This window comes from Streptomyces sp. NPDC021096 (assembly GCF_040641275.1).
Classification (GTDB): Bacteria; Actinomycetota; Actinomycetes; order Streptomycetales; family Streptomycetaceae; genus Streptomyces.
Window position 1 is genome coordinate 24,962 of sequence record NZ_JBFADG010000007.1, and the last position, 24,180, is coordinate 49,141.

26 protein-coding genes are annotated in these 24,180 nt (G+C 70.8%); 8 read left to right on the top strand and 18 right to left on the bottom strand.

The features are described from left to right. Nucleotides 1–103 precede the first annotated feature (103 nt). Nucleotides 104–415, bottom strand: a complete 312-nt coding sequence (locus AB0G59_RS12890) for a hypothetical protein (RefSeq protein ID WP_143170293.1) — start codon at nt 413–415, stop codon at nt 104–106. 367 nt (nt 416–782) lie between these two features. On the opposite strand from AB0G59_RS12890, the gene AB0G59_RS12895 reads away from it, so the two are divergent. Beyond that, nucleotides 783–1,358 carry a TetR/AcrR family transcriptional regulator gene (locus tag AB0G59_RS12895; protein WP_071965103.1) on the top strand — a complete coding sequence of 192 codons (576 nt, stop codon included), beginning with the start codon at nt 783–785 and terminating at the stop codon, nt 1,356–1,358. A gap of 220 nt (nt 1,359–1,578) precedes the next feature. On the opposite strand, the gene AB0G59_RS12900 is transcribed toward AB0G59_RS12895, so the two are convergent. The 4 genes from AB0G59_RS12900 to AB0G59_RS12915 all read right to left on the bottom strand — a co-directional run bounded on the left by AB0G59_RS12900 (nt 1,579) and on the right by AB0G59_RS12915 (nt 5,410). Then, entirely contained in the window at nt 1,579–2,436 is an 858-nt protein-coding gene (locus AB0G59_RS12900) for an NAD(P)H-binding protein (protein WP_360910901.1), read from the bottom strand. Continuing rightward, a complete protein-coding gene (locus AB0G59_RS12905) occupies nt 2,433–3,224 on the bottom strand; it encodes an SDR family oxidoreductase (protein WP_360911252.1) in 792 nt (263 codons plus the stop codon). The genes AB0G59_RS12900 and AB0G59_RS12905 overlap by 4 nt, the downstream gene beginning before the upstream one ends. Nucleotides 3,225–3,335: 111 nt before the next feature. Then, entirely contained in the window at nt 3,336–4,001 is a 666-nt protein-coding gene (locus AB0G59_RS12910) for a ScbR family autoregulator-binding transcription factor (protein ID WP_071963450.1), read from the bottom strand. A gap of 167 nt (nt 4,002–4,168) precedes the next feature. Continuing rightward, nucleotides 4,169–5,410: a cytochrome P450 gene (locus tag AB0G59_RS12915; RefSeq protein WP_360910903.1), complete on the bottom strand. Its 1,242-nt coding sequence runs from the start codon at nt 5,408–5,410 to the stop codon at nt 4,169–4,171. Nucleotides 5,411–5,557: 147 nt separating this feature from the next. Here AB0G59_RS12915 and AB0G59_RS12920 point away from each other — a divergent pair, with 147 nt between their 5' ends. Further along, entirely contained in the window at nt 5,558–6,550 is a 993-nt protein-coding gene (locus tag AB0G59_RS12920) for a ScbA/BarX family gamma-butyrolactone biosynthesis protein (protein ID WP_360910905.1), read from the top strand. Between the two features lie 36 nt (nt 6,551–6,586). On the opposite strand, the gene AB0G59_RS12925 is transcribed toward AB0G59_RS12920, so the two are convergent. After that, the gene (locus AB0G59_RS12925) at nt 6,587–7,888 is read right to left on the bottom strand and encodes an alpha/beta hydrolase-fold protein (protein ID WP_360910907.1); all 1,302 of its coding nucleotides are present in this window, start codon (nt 7,886–7,888) and stop codon (nt 6,587–6,589) included. A gap of 383 nt (nt 7,889–8,271) precedes the next feature. Between AB0G59_RS12925 and AB0G59_RS12930 the strand changes: the two genes are divergently transcribed. Both AB0G59_RS12930 and AB0G59_RS12935 read left to right on the top strand, forming a co-directional pair. Continuing rightward, nucleotides 8,272–9,642, top strand: a complete 1,371-nt coding sequence (locus tag AB0G59_RS12930; protein WP_360910909.1) for a carotenoid oxygenase family protein — start codon at nt 8,272–8,274, stop codon at nt 9,640–9,642. Nucleotides 9,643–9,794: 152 nt separating this feature from the next. Beyond that, the gene (locus tag AB0G59_RS12935; RefSeq protein ID WP_360910911.1) at nt 9,795–11,111 is read left to right on the top strand and encodes a VWA domain-containing protein; all 1,317 of its coding nucleotides are present in this window, start codon (nt 9,795–9,797) and stop codon (nt 11,109–11,111) included. Here the strand turns inward: AB0G59_RS12935 and AB0G59_RS12940 are convergent. The 6 genes from AB0G59_RS12940 to AB0G59_RS12965 form a co-directional block, all read right to left on the bottom strand. Further along, nucleotides 11,053–12,099, bottom strand: a complete 1,047-nt coding sequence (locus AB0G59_RS12940; protein WP_360910913.1) for an ATP-binding protein — start codon at nt 12,097–12,099, stop codon at nt 11,053–11,055. The two genes, AB0G59_RS12935 and AB0G59_RS12940, sit on opposite strands and share 59 nt — an antisense overlap. Next, nucleotides 12,096–12,749, bottom strand: a complete 654-nt coding sequence (locus tag AB0G59_RS12945; RefSeq protein WP_360910915.1) for a response regulator transcription factor — start codon at nt 12,747–12,749, stop codon at nt 12,096–12,098. The genes AB0G59_RS12940 and AB0G59_RS12945 overlap by 4 nt, the downstream gene beginning before the upstream one ends. 102 nt (nt 12,750–12,851) lie before the next feature. Then, entirely contained in the window at nt 12,852–13,634 is a 783-nt protein-coding gene (locus AB0G59_RS12950; protein WP_360910917.1) for an oxidoreductase, read from the bottom strand. Between the two features lie 77 nt (nt 13,635–13,711). Further along, nucleotides 13,712–14,290, bottom strand: coding sequence for a TetR/AcrR family transcriptional regulator (locus AB0G59_RS12955; RefSeq protein ID WP_360910920.1), 579 nt, complete (start codon nt 14,288–14,290; stop codon nt 13,712–13,714). A 53-nt stretch (nt 14,291–14,343) separates the two neighbouring features. Next, the gene (locus AB0G59_RS12960) at nt 14,344–14,910 is read right to left on the bottom strand and encodes a Uma2 family endonuclease (RefSeq protein ID WP_360910922.1); all 567 of its coding nucleotides are present in this window, start codon (nt 14,908–14,910) and stop codon (nt 14,344–14,346) included. Then, nucleotides 14,907–15,752 carry a hypothetical protein gene (locus AB0G59_RS12965; protein WP_360910924.1) on the bottom strand — a complete coding sequence of 282 codons (846 nt, stop codon included), beginning with the start codon at nt 15,750–15,752 and terminating at the stop codon, nt 14,907–14,909. Before AB0G59_RS12965 ends, AB0G59_RS12960 begins: the two co-directional genes overlap by 4 nt. A 381-nt stretch (nt 15,753–16,133) precedes the next feature. On the opposite strand from AB0G59_RS12965, the gene AB0G59_RS12970 reads away from it, so the two are divergent. Continuing rightward, nucleotides 16,134–16,490: a DUF6247 family protein gene (locus AB0G59_RS12970; RefSeq protein ID WP_360910926.1), complete on the top strand. Its 357-nt coding sequence runs from the start codon at nt 16,134–16,136 to the stop codon at nt 16,488–16,490. 109 nt (nt 16,491–16,599) lie between these two features. Here the strand turns inward: AB0G59_RS12970 and AB0G59_RS12975 are convergent, their stop codons facing one another. Continuing rightward, a complete protein-coding gene (locus AB0G59_RS12975; RefSeq protein WP_360910928.1) occupies nt 16,600–17,061 on the bottom strand; it encodes an RICIN domain-containing protein in 462 nt (153 codons plus the stop codon). A 149-nt stretch (nt 17,062–17,210) separates the two neighbouring features. Between AB0G59_RS12975 and AB0G59_RS12980 the strand changes: the two genes are divergently transcribed. After that, nucleotides 17,211–17,549, top strand: coding sequence for a DoxX family protein (locus AB0G59_RS12980; protein ID WP_360910930.1), 339 nt, complete (start codon nt 17,211–17,213; stop codon nt 17,547–17,549). Between the two features lie 6 nt (nt 17,550–17,555). On the opposite strand, the gene AB0G59_RS12985 is transcribed toward AB0G59_RS12980, so the two are convergent. From AB0G59_RS12985 to AB0G59_RS13000, 4 genes are all read right to left on the bottom strand, one after another. Next, nucleotides 17,556–18,056, bottom strand: coding sequence for a DUF1203 domain-containing protein (locus AB0G59_RS12985; protein WP_360910932.1), 501 nt, complete (start codon nt 18,054–18,056; stop codon nt 17,556–17,558). Nucleotides 18,057–18,118: 62 nt separating this feature from the next. Continuing rightward, the gene (locus AB0G59_RS12990; protein WP_360910934.1) at nt 18,119–18,637 is read right to left on the bottom strand and encodes a GPP34 family phosphoprotein; all 519 of its coding nucleotides are present in this window, start codon (nt 18,635–18,637) and stop codon (nt 18,119–18,121) included. 22 nt (nt 18,638–18,659) lie between these two features. Further along, on the bottom strand, nt 18,660–18,914 hold the full coding sequence (locus tag AB0G59_RS12995; RefSeq protein ID WP_360910936.1) for a DUF397 domain-containing protein: 255 nt from the start codon (nt 18,912–18,914) through the stop codon (nt 18,660–18,662). Next, nucleotides 18,911–19,726, bottom strand: a complete 816-nt coding sequence (locus tag AB0G59_RS13000) for a helix-turn-helix transcriptional regulator (protein WP_360910938.1) — start codon at nt 19,724–19,726, stop codon at nt 18,911–18,913. The genes AB0G59_RS12995 and AB0G59_RS13000 overlap by 4 nt, the downstream gene beginning before the upstream one ends. Nucleotides 19,727–19,946: 220 nt before the next feature. Between AB0G59_RS13000 and metG the strand changes: the two genes are divergently transcribed. Both metG and AB0G59_RS13010 read left to right on the top strand, forming a co-directional pair. Next, nucleotides 19,947–21,668 (top strand): methionine--tRNA ligase, encoded by a 1,722-nt coding sequence (metG, locus tag AB0G59_RS13005; protein ID WP_360910940.1) that lies wholly within the window; start codon nt 19,947–19,949, stop codon nt 21,666–21,668. Between the two features lie 145 nt (nt 21,669–21,813). Further along, nucleotides 21,814–22,191, top strand: a complete 378-nt coding sequence (locus AB0G59_RS13010) for a DNA-binding response regulator (RefSeq protein ID WP_360910942.1) — start codon at nt 21,814–21,816, stop codon at nt 22,189–22,191. Between the two features lie 72 nt (nt 22,192–22,263). Here AB0G59_RS13010 and aspS read toward each other — a convergent pair whose 3' ends face one another. Continuing rightward, complete coding sequence (gene aspS, locus AB0G59_RS13015) at nt 22,264–24,030, bottom strand: aspartate--tRNA ligase (RefSeq protein WP_360911254.1); 1,767 nt, start codon at nt 24,028–24,030, stop codon at nt 22,264–22,266. Nucleotides 24,031–24,180 lie beyond the last annotated feature (150 nt).

The following is a 24,180-nucleotide window of genomic DNA, read 5'->3' on the forward strand; positions in this document are numbered from 1 at the left end:
CTGAGAATGCGTTCTGAATAACTCCGGCCCATTCGGGAAGTTCCGGGCATTCATCGGGCTTTCACTCATTCGAGCCAGTGGGAGTGCTACCGCGAAATCGGCATCAACGGGTCAGCCGCCGATAAGAAAAAATGCTGGTCAGCGTGACATAGCGATACTGCCCGCCACGTTCGCTGCGCAATTCGCCGCGCTCTATCAGATGGGCCACGGTCCACGGGGAGAGCCCCAGCAGGGAGGCCGCGGTCCGCACCGGGACGCTCAGCCCTTCGAAGACCTCGGGCAGAGGCTCCTCGGCCGCCGCCCAGCCGCTCATGGAGAGGTCGTCCACCGAGCGGTCGTCCACCGCGTGACCGCCCACCGCGCCGTAGTCGTGTGCGGCGTAGTAGTCGATCGCGGCACCAGCGTGTCGGGCCATGTCGACGCGCACCATCCCCTCGGTCCAGTCACATTTACGTACTTGCCGCCAGGCTAGTTACTTCAGCCGGAAGGGTATGCACTGACTTGCCGGGCGTCAAGTACGGTATTGCGCGCGCCCGGTCCCCCGTCCCGGTCGTCGTCCGCACGGGCCCGCCGCGCCCCCTACCGTGTGCGGGGCGATCCGACGGGGACCCGGCGGAAGCCGCGGGAAGGCCGCCGGAAAGCCGACGGGAAACTGACTTGCCGACTAGCTAGTTAAAGTCACAACAGAGCACGGAGCAGTCAGGCCGCCCCGGCCGGAGCCCGCGAGGCCCCGGCCGGGGCGGCCGGTTCACGACGGAAAGACGGAGAGCGGGAGACAGACCATGGCCAGCACCCCCAAGGCCCGCAGGAGCAACACCCGCGAGCGCATTCAGAAGACGGCCCTGGACCTCTTCGTCTCGCGCGGCTACGAGAAGACCTCGCTGCGGGAGATCGCCGAGGAGCTCGGCGTCACCAAGGCCGCGCTGTACTACCACTTCAAGACGAAGGAGGACATCCTCACCGCGCTCTCCGACCAGCTGGGAGAGCCCGTCGACGAGCTCATCGCCTGGGGCAGGAGTCAGCCACCGACACTGGAGACCAAGCGTGAACTGCTGCGCCGCTACAGCGCGGTGCTCAAGGACGCCGCCCCGCTCTACCGCATCCTGCAGGAGAACCAGGCGACCCTGCGCGAGCTGGCCGTGGGCGAGCGGCTCAAGGACCGCGTGGTCTCCTTCTCCCGGCTGATCCAGGCCGGTGAGACCCCGGTCGCCACCCAGGTGCGCTTCTCCAGCGCGATGCTGACCGTCCACTTCGGGGCCCTGGCCCTGGAGACGCTGCAGGGCGACCCCGAGGAGAAGCGCACCGCACTCCTCGACGTCGCCCTGGAGATCATCGACTCCACCGCCCCGGTCGGCTGACCGCCGTCACCCTGCGGCTGACGCTCCAGGTCACCCGGAAGGGTTGCTCCACGGCCGGATCCCGCCCCCGCCGCCGGATGCGGTCGGTTTTCTTGGGACGCGAGAGGAAGCCGGGACTCCGCCGAAGGGCCCGGCCCCGCGCCTCACGCAGGATGCCGAACCCCTCCCCGTACCGTATGTGCGGTTTTTAAGATCGCCGTCAGCGGCGTATGCGGCCGCCTCAGCCGAAGAGCGGGGCGTGCTCATCGGCCCACTGCGCATAGCTGCGCCCCGGGCGTCCCAGCAGCCTCTCCAGTGTGGGGTCCACCTGGCTCTTCGCGCCCTGGATCTGGCGCTCGGCGCTCTCCTGCAGCGCCTGGGCGACCTCGGCGCCGTACCGGGCCTCGGTCGCCCGGCGCACCTGCTCCGGGGCGAGCTCCTCGAAGGCCAGCGGCCTGCCGAGCGCCCCGGCCAGCAGCCCGGCCTGCTGACGTGCCGTCACCGCCGCCGGCCCGGTCAGCCCGTACGCCTGCCCGGCGTGGCCGTCCTCGGTCAGGACCCGGGCCGCGACGGCGGCGACGTCACCGGGGTCCACGCAGGCGCCCGGGGCGTCCGCGGGCCAGGCCCGCACCGTGCCGGACCTGCGGATGCCGTCGGCCCAGGCCAGCGTGTTGGTCATGAACGCCCGGGGCCGCAGCAGCGTCCACTCCAGCCCCGAGTCCCGTACGAGCTCCTCCGCACCGCGCTGCCAGCACGTGATGAGGTCCTGGGCGCCGGGGTCGGTGACGGCCGCGGCGGAGAGCTTGACCAGGTGGCGCACGCCCGCGTCCCGGGCCGCGCGCACCACGTTGGCGTCGTGGCCGGGCAGCCGGGGGTCGGCGGTGACGACGAGGACCGCACGGATCCCCTCCATCGCCGACCGCAGGGCCGCGACGTCGGCGAAGTCGCCCGTCGCGATCTGGGCCGTGGGCCCCAGGTCCGGCAGGCGGGCGGCGTCGCGGCCCAGCAGCCGCACCGCGTACCCCCGGCCCGCCAGCAGCCGGGCCGTGGCCCCGCCCACCGTGCCGCTCGCGCCGGTGAGGAGGATGCGGGCACTCACCGCGCGGTGAATCCGCCGTCCACCGGGACGGTGGCGCCGGTGACGAAGGAGGAGTGGTCGGCGAGGAGCCAGGCCGCGGCGTGGGCGATCTCGACCGGGTCGGCGACGCGGGGCAGCATGGAGCCGCCGGTCAGGAGGGCCTCGACGCCCGGGTTCTGGTCGAAGCCCTGCTGCATCAGCTCGGTACGGGTCACGCCGACGGCGAGGGTGTTGACCCGGATGCCCTGGCTGCCGTACTCGTCGGCCGCGGCCTTGGTCAGGCCGATCACCGCGTGCTTGGCCGCGATGTAGGGGGCGGAGGGCACACCCGGGGCCACCAGGCCGGCGGTGCTGGAGGTGTTGACGATCGCGCCGCCGCCGGGGTTCTCGAGCATGGCGGGTATCTGCTGCCGCATGCAGTTCCACACGCCGCGGACGTTGACGTCCATGATGCGGTCGTAGTCGGCGTCGTCCATCAGGTGCATCGGCTCGCGGGCCGTGCCCCAGCCGGCGTTGTTGAAGGCGGCGTCGAGCCGGCCGTGGGTCTCGACGGCCACCGCCACCGCGCGGGCGACGTCCGCCGCCACGGTCACGTCGCCGGTCACCGCGGTCGCCGCGCCACCGGCCGCGTTCAGCTCCGCGGCGAGCTTCTCCAGCAGCTCCCTGCGGCGGGCCAGCAGAATCACCGCGGCCCCTTCGGCGGTGAACAGCCGGGCCGCGGCCGCCCCGATACCGCTGGAAGAGCCCGTAATCATTACCGTCTTGCCGGCGAGCATTCCCTGACGGTCATTCGTGGCGTGATTCTTCATGTCATTCATGGCGCGATCATCACCCGGCGCACAAAGGCGAAGCAAGGCGAAAGCCGACCGCCACGGAGCGGACCGAAAGCTGAATCCCCGGTTCCGGTCAGGGAATCGGGCTCACCCCGCCGCGACGGCCGCCGCCTCCCGCAGCCGGCGCCCCTCGGCGACGACGCGGGCCCCGCGGTCGGGGGAGGTGTCCAGCTGCACCAGGATCGCCGGGGTCGCCAGGGCCGGCAGGATGTGCCGGAAGAGCACGGAGATCTGCTCCTCCAGGTCGCTCAGGCCCGTGGTGACCTGCGAGACGAGCAGCACGCCCGTCCAGGCGCTGATCACGAACCGCGCGGTGGCCTCCGGCTCGACGTGGGGCAGCACCTCGCCCAGCGACTTGGCCTCGGCCAGCAGCTGGGCCGACACCTCGCTCCAGGTGGCCCACGGACCCGTGCTCACCAGCTTCTGCATGTGCGGATCGGTGGCCAGCCGGGCCCCGGCGCGCAACAGGGGCTCCTCCGGCAACCGATGGGCCAGCGCCATGCCCACGTCCACCCACTCCTGGAGCTTCGAGGCCTGCGGGGCCACGCCCTCCAGGGTGACCTGCTCCTCCAGCACCCCGCGCGCCAGGGACTCCTTGGAGTCGAAGTGGAAGTACAGCGCGCCCTTGGTCACCCCGGCCCGGGCCAGGACCTCCGAGATGGTGCAGGCCTCGTAGCCACGCTCGGCGAAGAGCGCCGCAGCCGCCTCCAGCGCTGCCCGGCGAGTTCTGATCCCACGCTCCTGCTGCGCCACTCCGCGACCTCCAGCCGTGTCATCCCGCTCAGCCTTCCGGCAGCGGTGACGCCACGCCGGGTCAGGAGACGAGACCCCTTGGGGGAAACCAAACCGAACGCGACGCATTTTACCCGGCGGTGCATTCTCGAACTCGCCACGCGGCAAAGGCGAGAGGCGTTATTCGGTCAATTAATCCGGGCCGGACCCAGCGTCACCGGCAGGCTCCGATGGCCATGGGAAATGAAGGACTCCAGCGGCTGAAGCTCCTCCACCGGTACGGCGAGAGCGAGTTCCGGAAAGCGATCGAAGAGCGCGGGGAGCGCGAGGGACGCCTCGAGCCGGGCGAGCGGGGCGCCGATGCAGTGGTGGACGCCGTGCCCGAAGGCGAGGTGGTCGCGCCGGGTGGGCCGGGTGAGGTCAAAGCGGTCGGCGTCCGGGCCGTGCCGGTCGGGGTCGAGACCCGTGGCGCTCACCGAGATGACGATGGCATCGCCTGCGGCGATGACCTGGTCCCCGGCCTCGATGTCCTCGATCGCGAAGCGCATCGGAATGGTGGCCACCGGGCCCCGCGCGCGCAGCGTCTCCTCGATGACGTCGTCCCAGCCGGCCTTGCCGGAGCGCACCAGCTCCAGCTGGTCGGGGTGGGTGAGCAGGGCGAGAACGGCTTGTTCGAGGAGGTTGACGGTGGTCTCGTGCCCCGCGCCGATGATGAGCAGCAGGGAGTCCAGGAGCTCCTTCTCCGTCAGCTGTCCCTCGGCGTCGTCGCGGGCGGCGATCAGGTCGCTCGTCATGTCGGCGGCCGGGGCGGCCCGCTTCGCCGCGATGAGGGAGGACAGCAGGGTGTAGAGCTCGTACTGGTTGGCCTGGGCCTCTTCGGGGGTGATGGAGGTGCGGAAGGTGGTGTCGACGACGCGGTAGAGGTCGTCCCGCACCTCCTCGGGTATGCCGAGCAGCTCGCAGATGACCTGGATCGGCAGGGGCAGGGCGAAGCACTCGCGCAGGTCGACGCTCTGCCCCGCCGGGAGGGCGGCCAGGGCGTCGACGAGGGTGGCGACGTGGTGCTCGACGCGCGGGCGCAGGGCGGCGGTGCGGCGGGCGGTGAAGGCCTTGGCCATCAGCTTGCGCAGGCGCCGGTGCTCCTCGCCGTAGGCCGTGAGCATGTTGCGGACCGAGACCCACATCGCCATGGGCCAGCTGTCGTCGAGCTCGCCGTCGCGCCAGGCGGGCCAGTGCCGGTAGGCGTCCTTGGAGACGCGGGGGTCCAGCATGAGCCGGGCGGCGAGCTCATGGCTGGTGATCGCCCATGCCCCGACCCCGCCGGGGAGTTCCACCCGGACGGCCGGGCCCAGTTCGCTCAACCTGGCCGCCTCGCCGCGGACGTCCCGTCCGGAGGGGTCGAGGACTACGGGGCAGGACTGGTGCTGCATCAGCTCTCTCCATTGGATGGTTCGGCGCGGAACGACCGCGCGGGGCCGTGCTCGTGGGGCCTCGGGCCTTGAAGAAAACCGGCCAACCGTTATCTTAGAACAGGACAAGAATTTCAGGTTTCTTGACTCTTGCTCACATCGGGTTTCATGGAGAGTTCCGTGCATCGGCCAACCACTGCGAACGCGATCCCCGCGCCGCGCCCACCCGCCGTTGCACCGACGCTGACCAGCACGGTTCCCCGGGAGTTCGTCCATCGCGCCGCCGTCGCCGAGGTGTTCCTGACCGGCTGCACGGGAGTGGACGAGACGCATTTCACGCTCACCGCCCAATGGCCGCGGGCCCATGCGTTCTTCACCTCGGACGGGGGCACCCGGCATGATCCGTTACTCGCGGCGGAAACGATTCGACAGACCGGTCTGTTCCTCGCCCACACGGAATTGAATGTTCCGATGGGTCATCATTTCCTGCTTCAGGAAATGCAATTCACGGCACATGAGGACCGGCTCGCGATCGGGAACGCCCCCACCGATCTGACCATTGCCGCCACCTGCGTGATCCTCGACCGCAGGGAACGCCGCTTCGCCTTCCGGATGGACATCACCGTCATGCGCGAGGGCCGGACCGTGGCCACCGGCGGCGGCCGCTTCACCTGTCTGCCGCCCGGGCTCTACCACCGCATCCGCGGCCGGCGCGGCAGCACCGCCGACCCGCTGCCGATGATGCTCCCGGCCCGGGCCGAGCCGTGCGAGGTCGGCAGGGACGCTCCCCTGGACGTCGTGCTCTCCCCCACCGCCCGCAGCGACCGCTGGGTGCTCAACCCGAACCTGCGCCACGCGACGCTCTTCGACCACCCCTGCGACCACATCCCCGGGATGGTCCTGGTGGAGGCGGCCCGCCAGGCCGCCTACGGCACGCTGCGGCCCCGCCGGACGCGGCCGTCGCGCGTGGCCGTCACCTTCCACCGGTACGCGGAGCTGGACAGCCCCTGCGTCATCGACGTGACGTCCACGGACGCCGGCGGCCGACAGCCCGCCGACGCCCTCACCACCGAGGTGACCGGCACCCAGGACGGCGAACCGGTCTTCACCTGCACCCTCGCCGACGCGGCCGCCCGCCTGCGCCCCACGGTCGCGGCCTGAAGGCCGCGGGACTCAGGGCCGCGGGGGCCCGGCGCCTCATTCCTCGTCCGCGCCCTCGGAGACCTCGGCCCCGCCGGAGGGCTGCTCCTCGTCCTCGCCGGAGGCGGACTCGGCCTTCCTCTTCTCCTCCTCGGCGCGCCGCTTCTCCTCCTCGGCACGTCGCTTCCGCTCCTCCTCCGCCTTCCGGTCGGACGACGCGGACGGCTTGGACTTGTCGACGGTGTCCTGGGGGAAGGTCAGCTGCTTGCTCATCCACTCCAGCGTCGGGCTGATCTCGCGCCGCCAGGTGGTGAAGTTGTGGCTGCCCGCCGGGAGGATGATCTTCGCCGCGGTCATGGGTTCCTTGACCGCCTTGAGGAACTTCTGCGTCTCCGCGTAGTTCTTCTCGCCCTTCTCGCTGCTGGTGACGAGCACCGAGACATGGGGAGCGGGCAGGTTCCGCAGCCGCCACAGCAGGTCGTGCTCGCGCTGCCGCTTGGCGGCATCCGGGCCGCTGCCGAAGAGCTTGCCCGTCGTGAGGTCGTTCTTGATCCGGTAATCGGCGGACAGGGCGCCGGCCACCGGGTACGCACCGGGCTGGCGCATCGCGAGTTCGAGGGCGCACGTGCCGCCCGAGGAATAGCCCATGACGCCCCAGGCGCTGGCCTCGTGACCGACCCGGTAGGCGCTCTTGAGGGCCTCGGGCAGGTCCTTGGTGAAGTAGGTCTCGGCCTGGGGGCCGTCCGGCACGTCGACGCACTCGGTGTCGCGCGGCGGGGCGATGGTCGGCCGGACCATCACGATCACCGTCGGCTGCATCCGGTTCTCGGAGATCAGCGTGCTCGCCGTCTTCGGCACCTGCAGATACTGGGTGAGATTGGTGATTCCGCCGGGGTAGCCGCTGATGGCCACGATCACGGGGAAGCGCTGGCGCTCGTACTGCTTCTGGAAATACTGCGGCGGGAGATAGACGATCGCCGGCTCGACGACATTCGCACGGCGGGCGACCAGGCGTACGGATTCCACCGCGCCGACCTTGTCCTTCGGCCCCTTCGGCAGCCCCGCCTTCTCCAGCCCCTCCGAACCGCCCGGCCGCACCAGCCCGCCGCCACTGCCCCGGCCCGCCTCGACCTTGCCGTTCCCGCCGGGTTCGGTCACCTGCGTGACCTGGCCGGGCGAGCGGTCGTACTTACCGATCAGCTCGCCCCAGGTGCCGTAGAAGCTATTGGCGGAATTCACCGCGAGCAGGACCGCGGACATGATCGTCAACTGGGTCACCAGGATCGACCCGAGCCGGCCCAGCACGGGCAGCGGACCGCGTCCGGAGAGCCGCGGCCAGAGCCAGATCGTGAGGCCCACACACACAATGGCGACGAACACCACCGTGTACAAGAGTGACCGGCTGGTCAGGCCCATGTGCCCCTCAACTCCCTGCCCCCGTGGTGGGTACTCATGTTCGGTCCGGCAATAGTCACCGATAAAGAGGCGGGAACAGGCGTACAGGGTTGCCCTGCATCCATTTATTGCCCTGCTCTTGTCCTGTCCGTGTACTGCGCTTCCCCGGGAGTTCCCGGCGGGTAAACGGACGCCGAACTTCCAAGAGATACCCGTGGCGGATGAAGAGTCGCCGACGCGCAGGTGGAGGCTGGCCGAACCCTGCCTTCCGCTGGATGGTGGAAAGGCGGCCTCGCGGTGGGGGCACCGCCCGGCGCGGCCGGGGGAGGGCCGGTGGAGGTGGCTGCATGACCGACGCGATCGCGGGCCGGGCGTACGCGGGACCGAACCCTTATCTGCGGGGCCTCTTCGCCCCCGTCCACGACGAGATCACCGCGGTCGACCTGCCCGTGACCGGCCGGATCCCCGAGTCCCTGCGGGGCCGCTACCTGCGCAACGGCCCCAATCCCCTGCACGTCGAGGACCCGGCGGCCTACCACTGGTTCAGCGGCGAGGGCATGGTCCACGGCGTGCGCCTGCGCGACGGGCGCGCCGAGTGGTACCGCAACCGCTGGGTGCGCTCCGACGCGGTGGCCGGGCGGCTCGGCGAGAAACTGCTGCACGGGCCGCGCCACCTGGACATGGACTTCGCGCCCAACACCCACGTCCAGTTCTTCGCCGGGCACTGCCTCGCGCTGGTCGAGGGCGGGACGCTGCCGTACGAGCTCGATCCCGAGCTCTACACGATCGGCCCGTTCGACTTCCACGGCACGCTGCCGGGCGGGCTGTCCGCGCATCCGGTCCTCGATCCGCGCAGCGGTGAGCTGCACGCGGTCGCGTACTGCCCGGCCTGGCCGTACGTGCAGTACGTCGTCGCGGGCACGGACGGGCGGGTGCGCCGCCGTGTCGACGTCCCGGTCGTGGGGCGGCCGATGATGCACGACTTCTCCCTCACCGAGCGGTACGTGCTGCTGTACGACCTGCCGGTCGTCTTCGTCCGGAGCCGACCCGGGGGCAGCCCCCACCCGGTCTGGGACCCGGCCCGGCCGGCCCGGCTCGGGGTGCTGCCGAGGGAGGGCGGGGCGGACGAGGTGCGCTGGCTGGAGATCGAACCGTGTTTCGTCTTCCACCCCATGAACGCCTATGAGCACGGCGGTCGCTTCATCACCGTCCATCTCGTCCGCTACGACCGTTTCTTCGACCCGGCCGACGCCGGCCACCCGGCCCCCGGCCGGCACCTCGCCCGTCTGGAGCGCTGGACCGTCGACCTGGCCGCCGGAACCGTGCGGCGGGAGCGGCTGGACGACCGGCCGGTGGAGTACCCCCGCGTCGACCCGCGCCGGCTCACCGGCCCGCACCGCTTCGGCTACGCGATGCGCGAGCGGGAGCCGGGGCGGGACACCGCTCTGCTCAAGTACGACCTGGAGCGCGGCACGGTCGCGGAGTTCCGGGTGCCGGCGGGCGGGGACGTGGGCGAGGGGGTCTTCGTACCTGCGGCGCCGGACGCGGCGGAGGACGACGGCTGGGTGCTGGCCTTCGTTTACGACCCCGCGCGGGAGGCCACGGACCTGGTCGTGCTGGCGGCACAGGACTTCGCGGCGGGGCCCGTCGCCCGCGTCCATCTTCCGGTTCGGGTGCCGCTGGGTTTCCATGGGAACTGGATTCCCGATCACCACTGATGTACGACGGGGACACGCGCACCCGGCGTGTCGGGTGTGAACGTACTGGAGCAGGCTTGACGGCTAGCCTTACGTAGTCGTCAAGACTGGGGACTTTTCCCCGCAGTACGGACATTTCAACTGCACCCGAGACACATGAAGGACATCTCCCCATGGGCATTCGGAGTCTGCTGCGGAACGCGTTCGGCCGGAACAGGACGGCCGAACGCGACGAACCCAGCCTGCCCCAGCAGAGTGCGGGGCCCGACAACACCGCGGCCGCCGCCGCCACTGTCCCTGACGAGGCCCCTAACACGGTGGTCGTACCGGCCCAGCCGACGGCGGACCGCGCGGACCTCGCCGTCGAGACGGTGGCTGAGCCGGCCGTCGAGCGCGTGGCCGAGCCGGTCACCGAGCGCGCCGCCGAGCCCGTTGCCGAGCGCGTCGTTGAGCCCGCCGTTGAACCCGTAGCCGAACCGGTCACCGAGCCCGTCACCGAGCCCGCCGCCGAGCGCGTGCCCGATCCGGGGCCGTTGGGGCCGATTCCCACGCCGGGGCCGCACCGGCCCGAGCCGGTGCCGCAGCCCGAGCCCGAGCCGACGCCCATGCCGTCGCCGAAGCCCATTCCCGAGCCGGAGCCGGTGCCGACGCCCGATCCGAACCCGGTGCCGGAGCCGGCCCCCGGCCCGGACCCGGAGCCCGCGCCCGCGATGTCGGTCACCGCGCCGGCCGCCCCGGCCGAATCCGCCGACGCCACCGACCTCGTCGGCGCTCCCGCCGTCAGCCTGGAGAAGGTGCAGGCCACCGCCCCCGCGCTGGTCAGCCTCTACAAGTCGGCCGGCGTCTCGCTGCGCAAGCAGGGGCTCGCCGGGCAGCGGGCGGCTGTCTACCTCGTGCTCGACCGGTCGGGCTCCATGCGCCCGTACTACAAGGACGGCACGGTCCAGCACCTCGCCGAGCAGGCCCTGGGCCTGGCCGCGCACCTCGACGACGACGGCGTCGTGCCGGTCGTGTTCTTCTCCACGGACGTGGACGGCACGGCCGAGATCGACCTGGCCAACCACAGCGGCCGCATCCAGGAACTGCACGAGTCCTACGGCCACATGGGCCGGACGAACTACCACTGGGCCATCGAGGCCGTCATCGACCACTACACGAAGTCCGGCAGCACGGACCCCGCCTTCGTCATCTTCCAGACCGACGGCGCGCCGTACAGCAAGTCCGCCGCCGAGAAGGCGCTGTGCGACGCGGCGAAGCTGCCGATCTTCTGGCAGTTCGTCGGCTTCGGCAACCCGGAGGGCAAGGGCTTCGACTTCCTGCGCAAGCTCGACGACCTGCCGGTGCCGGAGCGGCGCGTCGTCGACAACGCGGGCTTCTTCCACGCCGGCCGCGAGCCCAAGGCGCTGTCGGACGACACGCTCTACGCGGAGCTCATGGTCGAGTTCCCCGAGTGGCTGGCCGAGGCCCGGGCCGCCGGGATCGTCCGGTAGGCAGCTCCACGACCACCCGAAGGCCGCCCCCGGGACGGGGGGCGGCCTTCGCCGTACCTCCGTGGGCGCGGGCGATCGAGCGCACGATGGACAGCCCGAGCCCGGCCCCGCCGCCGAGCCGTTCCCGGCCGGGGCCCCGGCGGAAGGGCTCGAAGAGCGTGCCGACGTCCCCGGCGGCGACGTCGGGCCCGGTGTTGACGACGGTCAGCCGGCCGGGCCGGACCCGTACGTCGACGCTCCCGCCCGGGTGGTTGTAGCCCACCGCGTTGCGCAGCAGATTGCCGGTGAGCTGGGCGAGCAGGAGCCGGTTGCCGGTGAGCGGGGAGGCCGCGGCGTCCACGCGGATCCGTACGCCCTCCCGCAGGGCGCCGGCGGCGAGGGAGGCGACCTCCTCGCCGACGACCTCGGCGAGGTCGAGCGGTTCGCGGCTGTCGAGGCCGCGCTCGCTGCGGGCGAGCAGGAGCAGGCCGTCGATGAGCCGCTCGGAGTGCCGGTTGGTCTCCAGGAGCGTGGCCTTCGTACGGGCGAGGTCCTTGGGCGAGGGATCGCCGTCCAGCCCGACCTGGATCGCGGCCCGTTGGGTGGCCAGCGGCGTGCGCAGCTCGTGCGAGGCGTTGGCGATGAACCGCCGCTGGCTGTCGAAGGCCCCCTGGACGGGCCGCAGGAAGAGCCCGGCCGTCCACCAGCCCACGCCGAGCGCGAGCAGCGCGGTCACCAGCAGCGCCGCCGCCGACCAGACGATCAGCTCGTGGGAGGCGGCGGCGCTGACGTCGCCGGAGAGCCGGTGGAGGGTGGTGACGGTCACGGTCTCGTACGGCGGCCGGGCCTCCGCCGGCACGGCGGTCCGCGCGATCCGGGTGGCCCGCTCCTGGGTGCCGGCGCGCGAGAGCACGTTGACGGTGACGAGCAGTCCCGTGCCGAGCACGGCGAACGCCGCCCCGAACGCGACGGCGATGCGGGTCCGTGCGGTCAGTACGGGCCGTCTCACAGGGCGTACCCGACGCCCTGCACGGTACGGATCAGCGGTGGGTCGCCGAGCTTGCCGCGCAGTTTGCTCATCGCCACGCGCACCGCCCCGGTGAAGGGGTCGGCGTGCGCGTCCCAGGCCCGTTCCAGCAGCTCCTCGGCGCTGACGACGGCGCCGTCCGCCTCGAGGAGGATCTGCAGGACGGCGAACTCCTTGGGCGAGAGGTCGAGGCCCTGCCCGTCCCGCTCGGCCGTGCGCCGCACGGTGTCGAGCCGCAGCCCGGCCTTCTCCAGCAGCGGCGGCGCGGGCCGTGCGCTGCGGCGGCGCAGCGCACGCACCCGCGAGACGAGTTCGGGGAACTCGAACGGCTTGGGGAGGTAGTCGTCCGCGCCGAGGTCCAGCCCGGCGACGCGGTCCTCCATGGAGCCGGCGGCGGTGAGCATCAGGATGCGGGTGCGGGAGCCGGCGGCGACGAGGCGCCGGGTGACGTCGTCGCCGTGCACGCGGGGCAGATCGCGGTCGAGGACGACCACGTCGTAGTCGTGCAGCCCGAGGTACGCGAGCGCGGCGTCCCCGCTGTAGACGGTGTCCACGGCGAACCCGGCCCGCCGCAGCCCGGTGGCCACGAGCTCGGCCAGCACTTCCTCGTCCTCGGCGACCAGCACCCGCATGACGTCGTTTCCTCTCGTCCGGCACGCCCCCTTCCTTCCAGAATGGGGGTGTACCAGAGGAGATGTTTCGCGAATGTCTCCACGGGTGGGCCGCCGTACGGTTCAGACGGTCTTCACCGTCCCGCCGTCGATGATGTGATCGGCGCCGGTGATGTTGCCCGCCACGTCGGAGAGCAGGAACGTGATCAGTGCGGCGACCTCGTCCGGCTCGGTGATCCTGCCGGTGGTGATGCCGAACATCTCGGGCACCCGGTCCAGGAGCTCCTGGTGCCCCATCCCACTGGCCGCGGCCACCTTGCCGCCGAACCCGTCGGGGTCCTCCCAGATCGCGGTGCGCACGACGCCGGGCGAGACGGTGTTGACCCGCACACCCTGCGGCCCGAACTCCTCGGCGAGGGACTTGCCGAGGGCGGTGAGCGCGGCCTTGGCGGCGCTGTAGGCGACGGGACCGACGGCGGGGAGCCGGGAGTTGACGGACGAGACGTTGACGACGGCCCCGCCGCGCTCGATCAGGCTGGGCAGCGCGGCGCGGGTCACGCGGATCGCGCTGAAGAGGTTGAGCTCGAAGGTACGGATCCAGTGCTCGTCGTCGGCGTCGAGGAACCCGCCGAGCCGTACGTCGTCCCCGGCGCCGACGTTGTTGACGAGCAGATCGATGCCGCCGAGCTCGGCGAGTGCCCGCTCGACGAGTTCGGCGTTGCCCTCGGGGGTGCTGAGGTCCACCGCCACGGGCACGGCGCCGGTCTCCACCAGCCCGGGCGTGACGGTGCGGGCCGCGCCGACGACGCGGACGCCCTCGGCGGCCAGGGCGCGCACGGTGGCGAGGCCGATGCCGCGGCTGGCGCCGGTGACGACGGCGGTCTTGCCTGCGAGTCGCAGATCCATGATTCCCATCCCCGTTCTTTAACTACAGGTACAAAATTAAGGTGTGAAAAGGCCCGCCCCGGAACGGGCGGACCAGGTCAGAGCGAGTCGAGCAGCGCGTCGACGGTACGGGACAGCCGCTCGGGCCCTTCGGCGACGCGCGCCATGAGGCGCAGCCCGACCACGGTGTTGAGCAACAGGCTCCCCACGGCCCGGGCGTCCCGGCCCGGATCGATCTCCCCGGCCCGCTGCCCCTTCGCGACGAGCGCGGCGAAGGCCTCCTCGGTACGGTCGAACATCCGCCGCACCAGCTCGGTGGCCACGCCGTCGGTCCCGCCCAGCTCGGCAGCGGTGTTGACCCCCATGCAGCCCCGGCGGTCCGGATCACCCAGATCCATCTCCACCAACAGCCCCAACGCCTCCCGCAACCGCTCCTTCACCGGCCCGGCCTGCTCCAGCATCGCGACGAGCGCTTCCGCCTGACTGTCGCGGTAGCGGCGCAAGGCCAGCTCGAAGAGGGCGTGCTTGCTGCCGAAGGCGTTGTACAGACTCCCCTTGCCGATGCCGAGCGCGTCGACGAGGTCCTGCGGCGTGGTGGAGGCGTACCCCTTGCGCCAGAAGACGTCCATCGCCTGCTCGACGGCGATCTCGGGATCGAACTGCTTGGGCCTGGCCATGGTGAAAGAGTAGAGGGTTGTGTACCTGAGGGTCAAGAACCTTCTCGATGGGCTTAGCCCGCAGTCCGGTCAGCGAACTCCTTGAGCTTCTCGGCATCGAGGGTGATGCCGACCGGGGCGGGAATCTCGACGACCTCGCCCATGTCCCACGACCGGCGCATCCGGTACTCGCCGCCCTTGGGCATGCTGTAGACGACGACGCCGAGCTTGCCCCGGTCGATACGGACGTGAACGGGGATCCCGGCGGCCGCGTAGCCGTCCCGCTTCCTCCTGAGGCCGCTCAGATCATCACCCAGGCCGCGGGGGGTGATTTCCACCGTCATCAGCACACCGTCGGGATCGGACCACTCGCCGTGCCCCACGAAGTGCTCGACCGGTGCGAGCACACCGTCCGGACGCACCCGGCCCTGACGGCCGGCCTCGGTCTTGAGCCCCCGCAACGGGTAGAGCCAGAGCCCGGGCCGCTGCTCCCTGCAGCACATGGTGAGGTGCATGAGCGTCTCGCCGTGGTTGCCGTCGTGCGGCGGCTTGACCTCCAGCCTGCCGTTGATGAACTCCAGCCACACGGTTTCGGGAGCCTTGAGGGCGATCTCTTCGAACTCCTCGACGAGCATGCTCATGCGCGGTTCCTTTCAGGTACGCGGGCAGCCGCCCGCAGCTCGGCGATGCGGGCCCGGACTTCGGCGGGTGCCAGGCCTGGCGACTCCGGCGGCCTGGCCTCGCCGCGGCAGGGGCGGCACATGCCGCCCGGCAGGGCGTCGGGCCGTCCCGGCACGCCGCACACGGCGCACTCCATGATGCGGAGCGGCGCCCGCCGGGCCTCCGGCTCCGGCTCGCGTTCCGGGGGCAGTTTCTCGACCAGCCGGATGCGGACCAGCGCCGCAGGGGCGTGCACCTGCGGCGGAAGCCCGGCCGTCAGCGCCCTGACCAGCTGCGATTCACCGGCGCCGCGCGCGAACCACTCCGCCGCGAGCGGTTCGAGTGCCGCGCAGTCCGCCGCCGACAGCGCCAGCCGGTCATCGGCGCGGGTCAACCCGGCCAGCGCGGCGTACGCCCGCGAACGTGCGGGGCGAGCGGCGGGCACCCTCGGCGGCGGGTCCGAGGCCTGCTCCTCGACGACATCTCCCGCCCAGAACCGCTCCCACCATCCGTCGTCCCGCGCCGCCCGCGAGAAGTACGTGCGCGTCACCCACCGCATCCCGCCGTCCTCGGCCTGCCCGCGCTCGCGGAATCGCCGCAGGTGACCGGCGCTGTGGAGCCGGTTGAGCGCGCTGCGGCACGCGGCCTGGCCGTAGTCGGGGCTCAGTTTGGCGAGGGTCTTCGCGTCCATGGCGGCACCCTCGGGAAGGGCGTCGATGAGCGCGGCGATGGCCGCCTCACGCTTCGGCAAGTGGGCGAAGTCGCCCTTGCGGCGAGGAGCTTGGCCGGGGGCGAGGCGCTTGCCGTAGCCCGGGTTGGCCATGGGGGATGCGGACGCGCGCGGGGCGACGTTAGAGTCGTCGTAAGCCACAGGATCCTCTGGAGATCTTGTTGGTGAGACCCCGGCATGGTGTTGCTAGCACCCTGCCGGGGTTGTTTGTTGCTGCGCACGCTAGGGCTTGGCGACGCGCCGTCGCAAGCCGGTCACGAAAAGTCATCTCCCTGTGGTATCGCGGCACTTGGGAGGTACAGGGGAGGGTGGGTGGGTTGTACCAACCCACCCCTTCATCAGAAAGAGAGCTCGGCCCCCGGGGCCCGGAGCTCAGGGCGCAACACCGGGCGCCGGCCTGTGCTTGCCTGCGCACCGCCCACTGTCTACGGTCAAAGACTCCGGACAGCACGCCGACCGGAAGGATCAGGCGGCATGAACAGCACCGCAGCCGGCTCGGGCGGCACCTCCGCGCCCATCCCCCAGCCTGCCGGCACCCCGGAGGAGCTCCGCGCAGCGCTCGCGCTCCTCGCCCCTCACGCACTACCCACGTTCGATGCCGAACGGGCAGTCGCCCTGCAGCAGGCTCGGGACTCGGTGAGCGCCGCTCCCCTGCGACGCTTCACCGGGCAGTGGGCGGTGTACGTCGCCATCGAACGTCACCCTGAGCGCGCCGACCGCCTGCGCCGACTGGAAGCCCGGGCGGCTGAGACCGACGACCTCGACGAGGTCCGCGCGATCACCTCCGAGATCGGCCGCATCCTGGACGTCGCGTTCGTGGAAGCGGCCTGACTCAGCGGTGGCCGAACGGGACTTGCCCCGGTTCCTCCCGCGCCGGACGGGCTGAATAGTCAGCCCGTCCGGCGCTTGAGGACCGGGGTCCGGGGCTGAGCCCCGGGACTCAGCGGGCCTGCAGCGTCCAGCGCTGGCCCGGGCCGCCGCTGCACGACGTGACGCGCAGCGTCGTCGCGGTGTCCTCGATGCAGTGGCCCGAGGCCACGTCCCGCAGCGGGGTCGTGCGGCCCGGCAGGGTCCTCCACTGCTGGTCGGGCGCCGGCATGCACTGGGTCGTCGACAGCACGCGCCCCGCACGGATCTCGAGGCAGCGGCCGTGCGCGGCGTTCTTCAGCGAGTAGACGGGGATGTCCCCGCCGTTCTCCGTGACCAGCCACTTCTGGTCGGACCCGCCGTCGCACGCACGCGTGGCGGTCATCGAATTGCCGTCCAGACAACGGCCCGTGGCCTCGTTGACGAAGCTGTACGTGCCCGTACCCGTACCGGCGGCCGACGCCGGCTGGACCCCGGCGAAGACGGCGGCCAGTCCCGCCGCCACACCGACGCCCCACTTGATGCGCATCCCCATGACCATCTCCTCCCCTAGTGATCGTTCGCGCATTATCCGATCGGCGTCCCGGCCTGAAAAGTCGTTGTCGATCAGTTGTCACACCTCCGCGTCCCGCCGGGTCATAGCAGCGAAGAGCACACAACGCCCGCCCGACAGGAGCCCTTTCGATGTCCACCGCCTACGTCGTCGTCACCGTCCTCGCCGCCGCCATGGCCGGCTTCTCGGCAGGCTCCGTCTTCCTCCGCGCCGCGTGGGTCGTCCAGCCCATGGCCGACTACGGCATCCCCCAGTCCTGGCTGCCCTGGCTCGGTTCGGCCAAGGCCGCCGGAGCCGTGGGCCTGCTGGCCGGGCTGTTCGTGCCGGTCATCGGCCTCCTGGCCGGCATCGGCCTCGTGCTGTACTTCGCCGGCGCCGTCATCGCCGTGCTCCGCGCCCGCTCGTACGCCCACGTACCGTTCCCGCTCGTGTACGCGGCCCCGGTCGTCGCCGCCCTGGCCCTGGCCTGAGCGGGCTCAGCCCCGCCGGACCTCCACCATGAAGCAGCCGAACTCCACCGCGCGCACATGGACCAGAGCCACATCGGGGTCCTCGAACACCTCGCTCAGCGCCGCGTCCACCTCCGCCGCCGGCATCTCTATGAGCGTGCCGCCCAAAATGCGCCCCTGCGCGTCGTACGCGCGCAGCACGCGCCGATCGCCGTGCATCTCCTGCGGGTAGCCGGAGCCCGGGGCTCGGCCTTCGCACTCCCCGGCGTGGATGAAGACCGGACCCCGCTCGTCGTACGCGCCCGGCTCCGCGCCCGTCTCCTTCGCCCACCGGTGCAGCGGGGCGTACGAGACCAGAACGATCCGCTCACCCGGCTCGCTGTGCCGCAGGCAGCAGCGGAGTGGGGCACCGCCGGTCCCGTCCGTGAAGGGCTCGCGGGTGAGTCCGGCGTCGTCGCGCTCGCGCAGCCGGCGCAGGACGGACGGGGCGATGGGGTGGGCCTGATGCGTGACCGTTGTCGTCGTCATGCCGCCCAGCATTCGCCGGCGCGAAGCGCCGCGCTGGCGGCTATCGGACGTGGGCTCCGGCGTCAGTCGTCGCCCCGCCAGATGTTGTCGAATGCCGACTGCTCGACGGCTCGCCGTTGCCGTACGGCCTCCAGCTCCATCACCGCGTCGTAGACCGCCGCCAGCACGGTCTCCACCGCGTCGCCGGCCTCGACCGGGACCTCTTCGGTCCCCTCCTCGCCGATCCCGACGGCCTGCGCCAGGGCGACGAGCACGGGCTCGTTCGCCGCCGAGCGGTCCTCCGCCCCGAGGTCGGCCGCGTAGACCGAGGCCAGGCCCCGGCCCCTGCGCCACAGCCAGTCCCCGACCGCCTCGTACGGCGCCTCCCGGGAAAGCGCCCTCACGGCCTGGTCCAGCACGGGGTCGCCCATGGCGGTCCGCTCGCCGGGCACGATCCGGTCCCCGTCCAACGTGACGGCCCCACCGGCCAGCAGGTCGATCAACTCCGCCCCCGCCAACGCCAGCGACAGATCGCCCGGCTCCACGGGGCGGCCGGGGGCCACGTCCATGGCGGTGAGCGCCAGGTCCCGGGCTGTGGTCATAGAGGCCTCCCTCTATACGAGCCTAAGGAGCGACGACGCCGGTCGCACCCGGGGCAGTCACGAACGCCGCCCACGCAGCGGCGCCGAAGCGTATGCGGGGGCCGTGGGGCCGCTTGGAGTCCCGCACGTGGACGGTCCGGGGGGCCGTCGCCACCTCGACGCAATTGCTGCCATCACCATCGCTGTAGCTGGACTTGACCCAGGACAGTGCCACTTCTACGCAGGCCGCGCCCTCTCCATCGCTATGGCGCGACTTGAACCACACCAACCCACTCATAGCTCGTCAACCATTCGCTCGATGAAGCGCGCCGAATCCCCGCTGGCCAGGGCCTGCGCGCGGATCATGCCATAGCGCTCCGTCAGGAGGCGCACCTCGTCCGCGCCGGACGAGAGGTTGCTCATCGCCTGCCCCTCTGCGAGGGCGAAGCGCCCGTTCTCCTTCGTCTCCAGCAGCACCATCGGTCCGCTGAGCGCGTCGCTGAAGACCTGCGCGAAGGGCAGCACCTGCAAGCAGACGTTCCGCAGCTCGGCCACCGACAGCAGCCGTTGCAGCTGCTGCTTGTGGGCCTCACGGCCCCCCAGCGGGGCGCGCAGTACGGCCTCGTACAGGACGAAGCAGAAGTCGACCCGAGGCTTGCGGGCGAGCAGCTGCTGCCGCTCCAGTCGCGCGGCGATCCGTGCTTCGACCACGTCGTCGTCCAGCGAGGGGCGACGGTCCTCGATCAGCCTCCGCGCGTACTCCTCCGTCTGCAACAGCCCCGGGATCAGCGCGTTCTCGTACGACCAGAACGACACGGCCTCCCGCTCGAGGTTCATGAAGTCGTGCGACCGCGCCGGAAACTTGCCGTTGTCGAGATACGACAGGCCCGCCTTCAGTTTCCCCCTGGCCCCGAACATCTCATCGGCGATCTCCGCCACCCGCGCCGGCACCCGCCGCCGCCCCTGCTCGACCGACTTGATCAGCTCCACCGAGTACTGCACCGCCTCCGCCAGCTCCTCCCGGCTGACACCCGCATCGTGCCGCCACAGTTGGAACTGGCTTCCGAAGTACCGATGGTTGACCGGAAGGTGAGCGCTCTTTTCGAGCATGGGTTCCCCTCTCCTAACCGAGTGGGTACCCCTTGGCCACAGGTCCGTACACCACTCTCCGTGCCCGTTCGGTAACGGATCAGGCTAGGCCCGAACGGCCCGCAAAGGGCGCAAACGCTTGACACAGCCGTCATAAACACCGCGCGGCGCCCCCCTGGCCCTCGGATACGCTAAAGGTGCACCTAAACCCCAAACACACACCGACCAGGGAGCAGCCGCAATGGCTCGACACCTCATCACCAGCGCCCTTCCGTATATCAACGGGATCAAGCACCTGGGCAACATGGTGGGGTCCATGCTTCCGGCCGACGTGTATGCGCGCTTCCTGCGGCAGACCGGCCGCGAGACGCTCTTCATCTGCGCCACCGACGAGCACGGCACGCCCGCCGAGCTCGGCGCCAAGGAGCTCGGTCTGCCCGTCGACACGTTCTGCGCGCAGCAGCACGACGCGCAGAAGGCGATTTACGAAGGCTTCGGGCTGTCGTTCGACTACTTCGGCCGCAGCTCCTCGCCCGAGAACCGCGAGATCACCCAGCACTTCGCGCGTCAGCTGCAGAAGAACGGGTTCATCGAGGAGCGGGCGATCCGCCAGGTCTACTCGCTCACCGACGGCCGCTTCCTGCCCGACCGCTACATCGTCGGCACGTGCCCGCACTGCGGCTACGACAAGGCGCGCGGCGACCAGTGCGAGAACTGCACCCGTGTCCTCGACCCGACGGACCTGATCGACGCCCGATCCGCCATCAGCGGCAGCAGCGACCTCGAGGTGCGCGAGACCAAGCACCTCTTCCTCCTGCAGTCGAAGCTGCAGGGCGAGGTCGAGGCGTGGATCGACGAGCACGGCAAGGACTGGCCGATCCTGGCGTCGTCCATCGCCCGCAAGTGGCTGACCGAGGGTCTGAACGACCGTGCCATCACGCGTGACCTGGACTGGGGCGTGCCGGTCCCGGCCGACACGTGGCCGGAGCTGGCGGCCGAGGGCAAGGTCTTCTACGTCTGGTTCGACGCGCCCGTCGAGTACATCGGCGCGACCAAGGAGTGGGCGGACCAGGACCCGGCGAGCCGCGACTGGAAGTCGTGGTGGTACGAGGCCGACGACGTCCGCTACACCCAGTTCATGGGCAAGGACAACGTCCCGTTCCACACGGTGATGTTCCCGGCCACACAGCTCGGCACCCGCGAGCCGTGGAAGAAGGTCGACTACGTCAAGGCCTTCAACTGGCTCAACTACTACGGCGGCAAGTTCTCCACGTCCCAGAAGCGCGGCGTCTTCACGCACGACGCCCTGGAGCTGCTGCCCGCCGACTACTGGCGCTACTTCATGATGGCCAACGCCCCCGAGTCGGACGACACGTCGTTCACGTGGGAGCTGTTCTCGTCCACGGTCAACAAGGACCTGGCCGACGTCCTGGGCAACTTCGTCAACCGCGTCCTGTCCTTCTCCCGCAAGCGCTTCGGCGACGACGTCCCGGCCGGCAACGAGGCGGGCGCGGCCGAGACGGAGCTGGGCCGTCAGGTCTCGGAGCTGCTGGCCGAGTACGAGCGGCACATGGAGGAGATGCAGTTCCGCAAGGCGGCGCAGGCGCTGCGCGCCCTGTGGAGCGCGGGCAACTCCTACCTCGAGGCCAAGGCCCCCTGGCTGGAGATCAAGACCGACCCCGAGGGCGCCGCGCTGACGCTGCGCACGGCCATGAACCTCATCCACCTCTACTCGATCGTCTCCGAGCCGTTCATCCCGGCCTCGGCGGCGGCCATGCGCTCCGCTTTCCAGCTCGCCGACGACACCGCCACCTGGGTCACCCCGGACGAGGCCAAGTCGCTGTCCTTCATCCCGGCGGGCACGCCGTTCACCGTCCCGCCGGTGCTCTTCGCGAAGATCACCGAGGACGACCTGGCCGCGTACCGCGAGCGCTTCGGCGGCGGCGAGGAGACGGCCGCCTGAGCCGCCCGTAGAAACAGCGTGTGAAGGGCCCGGAACCCCATGGTTCCGGGCCCTTCACTCATGCGTTGATCGTTCGGCAATCGTTCGTTGAGCCCGTCCCGGCACGCTGGAGGTGTTGGGTACGCGGGGGAGACGAGGAAGAGTCGTGTTCGGAAAACGCATCACCGTAAGCGTCCACGGCGGCGACGAGCTGGGCCGGCACCGCATCGTCCGCACGCTCCGGTCCCTGCCCGGCATCGGCGTCGTCCGGGGGGACGAGAGAGCCGTCGTCGAGGTCCTGCTCATGGGGCGGCACGACGGGGGTGCGGCGGGGCGGCTGCGGAGCATGGCCCGGGAGGGCCGGGCGCCGCTGGTCGTGGTCGCGGAGGAGCTCGGCGAGACCGAGCTGATGGCCGTGTCCGAGTACGGCGTGCGTGCGGTGTTATGGAGCCACCGGCTGACGCCGGGGCGCCTGTCGCGGGCGGTGCACAACGCGGCGGGGTGCTGCCCTCCCCTGCCGATAGGCGCGGCACGCGGCTACTGACGCGACGGCTTCCCCGGTACGACGAAGGGCGCCCGGCAGTGCCGGGCGCCCTCGACGTATTGCTCGGAAGCGTTACTTCACCGTCGGCGGCTTGCGCAGCGACAGGTGCAGCTCCTTCAGACGGGACTCGTCGACCTCGCTCGGCGCGCCCATCAGCAGGTCCTGCGCGTTGCCGTTGAGCGGGAACGCGATGGTCTCGCGGATGTTCGGCTCGTCGGCCAGCAGCATCACGATGCGGTCGACGCCCGGGGCGATGCCGCCGTGCGGCGGGGCGCCGAACTTGAAGGCGCGCAGCATGCCGCCGAACTCCTTCTCGACCTCTTCCTTGCTGTAACCGGCGATCTCGAAGGCCTTGTACATGACCTCGGGCTCGTGGTTACGGATGGCGCCGGAGGACAGCTCGGTGCCGTTGCAGACGATGTCGTACTGCCAGGCCAGGATGTCCAGCGGGTCCATGGTCTGCAGGGCCTCGAGGCCGCCCTGGGGCATGGAGAAGGGGTTGTGGGAGAACTCGATCTTGCCGGTCTCCTCGTCCTTCTCGAACATCGGGAAGTCGACGATCCAGCAGAAGCGGAAGACGTTCTCCTCGAAGTGGCCGGCGCGCTTGGCGGCCTCGACGCGGACCGCGCCCATGATCTTGGAGACCTCGTCGAACTCACCGGCGCCGAAGAAGACGGCGTGGCCGGGCTCGAGACCGAGGGCCTCGACCAGGGCCTTGACGTCCTCCGCGGTGAGGAACTTCGCGATCGGGCCCGAGAGCTCGTTGTTCTCGCCGACGCGGACCCAGGCGAGACCCTTGGCGCCCTGCTCGACCGCGTACTCGCCGAGGCCGTCGAAGAACTTGCGGGACTGGCCCGCGGTGTCCGGCACGGCCAGCGCGCGCACGTGCTTGCCGGCGAAGGCCTTGAAGCCGCTGTCGGCGAAGACGCCCGAGACGTCGACAAGCTCGAGCTTGGCGCGCAGGTCCGGCTTGTCGGAGCCGTACTTCAGCATCGCCTCGCGGAAGGGGATCCGCGGGAAGGGCGAGGTGACGTGGCGGCCGTTGCCGAACTCCTCGAAGAGGTCGGTCATGACCTTCTCGATGACCTGGAAGACGTCCTCCTGCTCGACGAAGGACATCTCCATGTCGAGCTGGTAGAACTCGCCCGGCGAGCGGTCGGCGCGGGCGTCCTCGTCACGGAAGCACGGGGCGATCTGGAAGTAGCGGTCGAAGCCCGCGATCATCAGCAGCTGCTTGAACTGCTGCGGGGCCTGCGGCAGCGCGTAGAACTTGCCGGCGTGCAGACGCGAGGGCACCAGGAAGTCGCGCGCGCCCTCGGGGGAGGTCGCGGACAGGATCGGGGTGGCCAGCTCGTTGAAGCCGAGGTTGGTCATCTTCTCGCGGATGGAGGAGATGACGGCCGAGCGCAGCATGATGTTGCGGTGCATGCGCTCGCGGCGCAGGTCGAGGAAGCGGTACTCCAGGCGGCGCTCCTCGTTCACCCCGTCGTCGGCGTTGATCGTGAAGGGGATCTGCTCGGCGGAGCCCAGCACCTCCACCTCGGTGACCTCGACCTCGATCTCGCCCGTGGGCAGCTCGGGGTTGACGTTCTCGGCGCCGCGGCTCATGACCTTGCCGTCGACGCGGACGACGGTCTCCTTGGTCAGGTGGCTGAGCGCCTCGTTGGCCTGGGTGCCCGGGCGGGCCACGAGCTGGACCAGACCGTGGTGGTCGCGCAGGTCGATGAAGAGGATGCCGCCCAGGTCGCGCCGATTGTGCAGCCAGCCACTCAGTCGCACGTCGGTGTCGACGTCAGCCGCACGGAGCTCGCCGCAGTTGTGGGACCGGTACCGATGCATCATTCATCCAAGTCGTGGTCGAGGCCGTTGATCGGGATCGCGCTGCAGAAGACCGTCGGCCTGGGTTAGCGTGCGGTCAGTGTGCATACAGCACTCAGCAAGGGTATCGCCCCACCCGGCATCGGTGGTCTCCGCTGCACACACCCGGCA

Excerpts from the sequence above, each read along its gene's own strand:
- AB0G59_RS12890 (WP_143170293.1), bottom strand. The coding sequence starts at position 415 with ATGGCCCGACACGCTGGTGCCGCGATCGACTACTACGCCGCACACGAC.
- AB0G59_RS12895 (WP_071965103.1), top strand. The coding sequence starts at position 783 with ATGGCCAGCACCCCCAAGGCCCGCAGGAGCAACACCCGCGAGCGCATT.
- AB0G59_RS12905 (WP_360911252.1), bottom strand. The coding sequence starts at position 3,224 with ATGAAGAATCACGCCACGAATGACCGTCAGGGAATGCTCGCCGGCAAG.
- AB0G59_RS12915 (WP_360910903.1), bottom strand. The coding sequence starts at position 5,410 with ATGCAGCACCAGTCCTGCCCCGTAGTCCTCGACCCCTCCGGACGGGAC.
- AB0G59_RS12920 (WP_360910905.1), top strand. The coding sequence starts at position 5,558 with ATGGAGAGTTCCGTGCATCGGCCAACCACTGCGAACGCGATCCCCGCG.
- AB0G59_RS12930 (WP_360910909.1), top strand. The coding sequence starts at position 8,272 with ATGACCGACGCGATCGCGGGCCGGGCGTACGCGGGACCGAACCCTTAT.
- AB0G59_RS12935 (WP_360910911.1), top strand. The coding sequence starts at position 9,795 with ATGGGCATTCGGAGTCTGCTGCGGAACGCGTTCGGCCGGAACAGGACG.
- AB0G59_RS12945 (WP_360910915.1), bottom strand. The coding sequence starts at position 12,749 with ATGCGGGTGCTGGTCGCCGAGGACGAGGAAGTGCTGGCCGAGCTCGTG.
- AB0G59_RS12950 (WP_360910917.1), bottom strand. The coding sequence starts at position 13,634 with ATGGATCTGCGACTCGCAGGCAAGACCGCCGTCGTCACCGGCGCCAGC.
- AB0G59_RS12955 (WP_360910920.1), bottom strand. The coding sequence starts at position 14,290 with ATGGCCAGGCCCAAGCAGTTCGATCCCGAGATCGCCGTCGAGCAGGCG.
- AB0G59_RS12960 (WP_360910922.1), bottom strand. The coding sequence starts at position 14,910 with ATGAGCATGCTCGTCGAGGAGTTCGAAGAGATCGCCCTCAAGGCTCCC.
- AB0G59_RS12965 (WP_360910924.1), bottom strand. The coding sequence starts at position 15,752 with ATGGCCAACCCGGGCTACGGCAAGCGCCTCGCCCCCGGCCAAGCTCCT.
- AB0G59_RS12970 (WP_360910926.1), top strand. The coding sequence starts at position 16,134 with ATGAACAGCACCGCAGCCGGCTCGGGCGGCACCTCCGCGCCCATCCCC.
- AB0G59_RS12975 (WP_360910928.1), bottom strand. The coding sequence starts at position 17,061 with ATGGGGATGCGCATCAAGTGGGGCGTCGGTGTGGCGGCGGGACTGGCC.
- AB0G59_RS12980 (WP_360910930.1), top strand. The coding sequence starts at position 17,211 with ATGTCCACCGCCTACGTCGTCGTCACCGTCCTCGCCGCCGCCATGGCC.
- AB0G59_RS12985 (WP_360910932.1), bottom strand. The coding sequence starts at position 18,056 with ATGACGACGACAACGGTCACGCATCAGGCCCACCCCATCGCCCCGTCC.
- AB0G59_RS12990 (WP_360910934.1), bottom strand. The coding sequence starts at position 18,637 with ATGACCACAGCCCGGGACCTGGCGCTCACCGCCATGGACGTGGCCCCC.
- AB0G59_RS12995 (WP_360910936.1), bottom strand. The coding sequence starts at position 18,914 with ATGAGTGGGTTGGTGTGGTTCAAGTCGCGCCATAGCGATGGAGAGGGC.
- AB0G59_RS13000 (WP_360910938.1), bottom strand. The coding sequence starts at position 19,726 with ATGCTCGAAAAGAGCGCTCACCTTCCGGTCAACCATCGGTACTTCGGA.
- metG (WP_360910940.1), top strand. The coding sequence starts at position 19,947 with ATGGCTCGACACCTCATCACCAGCGCCCTTCCGTATATCAACGGGATC.
- aspS (WP_360911254.1), bottom strand. The coding sequence starts at position 24,030 with ATGCATCGGTACCGGTCCCACAACTGCGGCGAGCTCCGTGCGGCTGAC.